The sequence below is a fragment of the Nostoc sp. UHCC 0251 genome (genome assembly GCF_034932245.1).
GTDB lineage: Bacteria > Cyanobacteriota > Cyanobacteriia > Cyanobacteriales > Nostocaceae > Nostoc.
Genome location: NZ_JAYGHD010000193.1, coordinates 1 through 5,202, shown reverse-complemented (window position 1 = coordinate 5,202; position 5,202 = coordinate 1). Strand labels below are relative to the sequence as shown.

The 5,202-nt window shown below is 40.0% G+C and carries 3 protein-coding genes; 1 reads left to right on the top strand and 2 read right to left on the bottom strand.

Annotation, left to right across the window (positions count from 1 at the left end):
• Window positions 1–227 precede the first annotated feature (227 nt).
• Window positions 228–1,946 carry an ankyrin repeat domain-containing protein gene (locus VB740_RS17030; protein WP_323201148.1) on the top strand — a complete coding sequence of 573 codons (1,719 nt, stop codon included), beginning with the start codon at window positions 228–230 and terminating at the stop codon, window positions 1,944–1,946.
• Between the two features lie 8 nt (window positions 1,947–1,954).
• Here the strand turns inward: VB740_RS17030 and VB740_RS17025 are convergent, their stop codons facing one another.
• Together VB740_RS17025 and VB740_RS17020 are read right to left on the bottom strand one after the other, a co-directional pair.
• Entirely contained in the window at window positions 1,955–2,986 is a 1,032-nt protein-coding gene (locus VB740_RS17025) for a tRNA-dihydrouridine synthase family protein (protein WP_323201147.1), read from the bottom strand.
• A gap of 395 nt (window positions 2,987–3,381) precedes the next feature.
• Window positions 3,382–4,998: an NAD(P)/FAD-dependent oxidoreductase gene (locus VB740_RS17020; RefSeq protein ID WP_323201146.1), complete on the bottom strand. Its 1,617-nt coding sequence runs from the start codon at window positions 4,996–4,998 to the stop codon at window positions 3,382–3,384.
• Between the last annotated feature and the right edge of the window lie 204 nt (window positions 4,999–5,202).

The window sequence follows — 5,202 nt, the reverse complement described above, 5'->3', positions numbered from 1 at the left end:
CCACAAGAGTTATATTTAATTCGATTATGCAAATTAGATGTTTTTTAGCTTACTAGCCAGTTCATCATGTATAGGACTTACGCAAAGGCACAATCTTCTTTCACCTTCAATAAGCCAGCCCTTGAGCAACACCACAAATCCTGGCGCTAGAGGCGATGTTTAGGCACAATTCACATTTTGATTCAGCAACGCCGATAATTATTATCAGAAGTTAGCCCAGAAAGATTATGCAAAAAATTCATGTTTATGCACAGCAGGGAAATATTGCAGGAGTCGCAAGTAAAATAGCTAATGGCGTTGATATTGATCGCCTAGACGAGCATTCCCAGCAAACACCATTAATGTTTGCGGTTAGTAGCGCTAATGCAGGTGTTGATATGGTTCGCTTCCTCTTGGAACATGGCGCGGATGTGAATGCTGTGGAACAAGAATATCAAAAAGCCGTGCTTGGGTTGGCTGTGCAGTCAGGAAATCTAGATAAAATTCAATTGATTCTGGATGCTGGAGCAGATATTAACTATCAAAGTCCAGACGGATATGATGTCTTAATTAATGCTATGTATGGCCGAGATATCATGCAAGATGAAAACTTAATTTCAACTTTGAATTTACTCATCTCTAGAGGTGCTGCTGTCAATGGCATAAGTAGCTATGGTGAGACTGCAATTAAAGTAGCTGCTCATGTAGGAAGATTTGATGCTGTCAAATTATTATTGAATGCGGGTGCTAACCCAGAGCAACTGGAATGGACAGAATTAATGCACGCTATAGTTTTTGGGAGCTTAGAGCAAGTAAAGTTATTGTTAGAGCAAGGAGCCGATCAAGATGTGCGTGATTGTTGGCATAGAACCCCTTGGTTATTGAGTATTCAAATGGGTGAACTACCTAAAGCTAAATTACTCCTAGCTGCGGGAGCAAATCACAACGATGTGGGAAACTGCGGAAAAACGCCGTTAATGTATGCGGTAGAAAACAATAGGCTCTCAGTTTTACAGTGGCTAATTGCAGAGGGATTTGATATTGAAGCCACTGATGATTTTGATAACACTGCATTAATAATCGCAGCAGAGTATGGTGCTACTGATTGCGTCAAAATCTTACTAGAAGCTGGCGCAAACCCTAGCAGAATCAATCATTGCGATGGCAAAGCCATTAAGATAACGACAAATAAAGAAATCGTCAAAATGTTAATTGCAGCTGGTGAAGATGTGAGCGATATTAACGATGATATGCGGCGATCGCTCACCGGAATTGCCAACAGCAAATTCTCACTATCCGAATTATCACCAAAGCAATATTTTGCTGGCAAACATCCGCGCTTTGGCAAAACCAATCCAGAATTGATGCAAATACCTTTTTGGCAAGTAATGATTTATGAAGGTTGTTCTGCTTATAGCGCCCAAAATACTTTTAAAGATACAGAAAATCGGCAAGATAAAGTATGGTGCTACGATCGATTTGGCAGAACTATTACACAATTACCAGATGGCAGAATTGTAGAAATTGCTGGTGAGCATGAAGATTACTATGACTCTAATTTTTGTATATATAACGATGTTGTAGTTTATCAAGGTGATGGTAAATTTCAAATTTATGGTTATCCCAAAGATGTTTTTCCACCAACTGATTTTCATTCAGCTACATTATTTGGAGAATACATATATATTATTGGTAGTTTAGGATACTCTGATACAAGAATCTATAATGAAACCCCAGTTTATAGATTAAATATCTACACATTTGAAATAGAAAAAGTAGAGACAACTGGTGAGAAACCAGGATGGATCAGTAGACATAAAGCTTACTACAAAGAACCAGCTAAAATTTATATTACTGGTGGGAAATTGTGTGTATTAAACAATGATCAATCAGAAGATTATATAGATAATTCGGTTGATTACGTCTTAGATTTAATCAATTTAACTTGGAGCAGCACTACTGTTTAAATATAAATCTATCTCTGACTCACGCTCAAGGAGGGTGCTAGGGCTAAAGTTTTCGTCAGATCAGCAAGAAGAATGCGATCGCAAAGGTTAAACAATTCTACCTCGGTCTGAGTCTGTCGCATCAGCCGCAGGAAATGACCGTCAGCGTCAACACTCAAGGCAATGTAGTTGAGGAACATTTTGAGGTAGCCTACGCGCGATCGCTCTGGCATACTTGCCGCTGTGGGGGTTTGCCATAAACGATCGATATAGTTACGTACCTCTACTAAAGGAACGGGCGCGATCGGCTCGCAGCGCAAAGCCTGCCGAATTTGATTAAAAAGCCAAGGATTCCCGATCGCCCAGCGTCCCACCATCACACCCGCAGCGCCCGTTTGAGAAAGTACTTCAATCGCAGTTGCCGCAGAGTTGATATTGCCATTTGCAAGTACTGGACAATCAACCCGTTTAACCCCTTCAGCAATCAAATCATATTTTACTGCTCCGTGATACATATCTTTCACCGTGCGACCATGCAAACTCAGCAAATCAATACTGTGGTGATTGATTATATCTAGAATTTTGTAAAAGTTATCTGTATTTTCAAAGCCTAAGCGCATCTTAACGGTTAAAGGGCGATCGCTGACTGCCTGCCGCAGTTCTCCCAAAATCCGATCCACTTTTTCTGGTAAGAGCAGTAATCCACCCCCAACATTTTTGCGATAGATTCTAGGTGCTGGACAGCCCATGTTCAAGTCAACTCCAGCGATATTATATTTGCAGAGTTCCTTTGCTGTTCTCACTAAGTCTGGAATGCTTTCGCCAATCATTTGAGCAAAAACGGGACAACCCGTGTCGTTTTCGGTGATTGCTGCCAGAATGCTACGATTAAGCCGTGAGGTATCATTGACGCGGAAATACTCGGTGAAGAAGTAGTCAGGGCTGCCGTAGTGGGCAATGACTTTCATAAACCAGAGGTTTGTCACATCCTGCATGGGCGCAAGAGCGGTAAGGGGTAAGTATGGATGGAGTGATTGGGGGAGCGATACCTGGGACGGCATAGAGACTTCCAACTAAAATAAATAATCAATAATCAATCGTTTTGGAAGGCAGGGGGAGCAGGGGGAGCAGGGGAGGCAGGGGGAGAAAAATTGGATAGGAACTTTGGATGCAGGAATTGAGTAATTTAATTCTTGGATGTCCAATAGAGATTCCAGCGATCGACAAAGCATCACTCTATCAAACTTAGAGAAATAGAAATAGTGCTTTACATTCGTAAAAGTAGATACTCAAGATATATTTAGTATAAACCTTCGCCTTCACCAGCCCAACTACGCCCAAAGACTTCTTCTGTCAGAACAAGATAAGTCGCTCTTTCAAAGACCAAAACCTTGCTGGAGCAAACTTTAGTTATGCAGATATTTAGGAATCTGTTCAATATTGAATAAATAAGGAATTATTTTTTAAAAGCTTGCAAAATTTCCTTGGCAGCATTAACACCTGAGATTGCAGCTCCTTCCATAAAACCTTGCCATTCATAAAATGAGTTAGTATGTTCTCCTGCAAAGTAAATGTTGTCTACTGATTTGCCTTCATTCCCAGCAATTGTTGTAAAGTAACCAGGTTGGTTGCAGGTATAACTTCCTTTTGTGAGTGGATTTAATGACCAGTTTTCTAAATAAGCTAGATATTCGGTATTGTTGAGCCGCGCAGCCGAAATATCCGCACCAGGAAAGACAAATTTCAGGTCATTAATAAATTTAGCACTTTCCCGTTGAAGATTTTTTGGGTTAAGTCTTGCACCTAAGTTGCCACCAGCGTAATTTGTTAACACTGCTCTGCCATATGTAGCTTTGCTAGGGTTAGTTTCCCAAACAGCCTGGAGGTTGGGAAGATCAGCATAGGCACTACCATTACAACCAAGGGTAGTCCAAGGACGACCATTGAAACCTACCATCAATTTTGAGTTAGTTCCATAAACTAAATTATTAATAGCATCAAGTTTCCACTGAGGTAGTTTAAGCCCTGTTAAATCTACTTCTTGCAGAGTTGAGAAAGGAAGAGAAAATACAACAGCATCAAACTTTTCACTAAGACCATTGTTAAAGATTAATTCGATCTTACCTGCACTATCTTTCCTGGCAGCAATCAGTTTCTTACCATACTGTATCTGCCCTGGTAATCGTTTTTTTAATCCTTCAACAATCTGTTGGTTGCCTCCAATAACATGATACCGTTCATCGCTAAACACACCAAAAGGTCGGAACTTGGAGCGTCTATCTGCATGAATAAATAGTAGAAAGCTCAAACAAGTTTGTTGGTCAATTTCTCGACCATATTCACCAATATATGCAGATTTAATTACATTTTTTAGTAAAGCTCCTGCTCCACGACTATCGAGATAATCTTGGAGATTAGTTAAGTCTAGCAATCGCTCAGATGCAGTGAAGTTATTTGCAGTAGGTTGTGTAAGGGTGCGTAAATCAACTCTCATTGCAGTAACAAAAGCTCGGAATTCATCAATTACTGCTGATTCCCAATAACGTTGACCATTAAAGTAATAAAGTACTTCACCTGGTTGTTTTGATAAATCTTCGACTTCTAACTTAAATTCCCTTACATATCCCAAAATTGTTTTGTGCAGATTGTCTATAAACTCGCCGCCTCTTTCGGCAACTTGACCAGGGAAGACTCCATTAAGTGAGTAGCAGCGTCCCCCTGCTCGGTCACTCGCTTCGTAAATAGTAGCTTTAATTCCTTGACGCTGGAGTTCGTAGCCACAAGCGAGTCCTGCTAAACCAGCACCTACAATCGCTATCTTTGCATCCATTGAAGAAGGTGCGGCCAAAGTACGATGAAAATAACTAGACCCTAGACCAATTGTTCCACCTAATATTGTAAATTTCCCTAAATCAGTCAGAAATTGCCGCCGCTTGCCCTTACGCAATGACATCAGTTCTTCAAGCTGATAAATGCGTTCAATACCTTCGCTCGTTGAAATATTACGCTTTTGGCAATAGTTAACAATCCCAAGAGTGCGGGCTAATCTTCTAAATATTGGTGAATGGCTCATTACTGATAACTTTAGCTGATTTTTTTAGGACATTTCCCTATTTATCTGCTTACCAGTATAAATTTTATCTATGCACTTAGTATAAAGGTTAACCTTTATAATTTAAAGTTTTGATATTTTCTCAACTATTAACTGAGCATTATCAATTTACCAAAAAACTTGTAGAGACGGCGATTTATCGCGTCTCGAAAACCCAAAATTTTG

Coding starts and splice junctions, on each gene's coding strand:
- VB740_RS17030 (WP_323201148.1), top strand. CDS start 228: ATGCAAAAAATTCATGTTTATGCACAGCAGGGAAATATTGCAGGAGTC.
- VB740_RS17025 (WP_323201147.1), bottom strand. CDS start 2,986: ATGCCGTCCCAGGTATCGCTCCCCCAATCACTCCATCCATACTTACCC.
- VB740_RS17020 (WP_323201146.1), bottom strand. CDS start 4,998: ATGAGCCATTCACCAATATTTAGAAGATTAGCCCGCACTCTTGGGATT.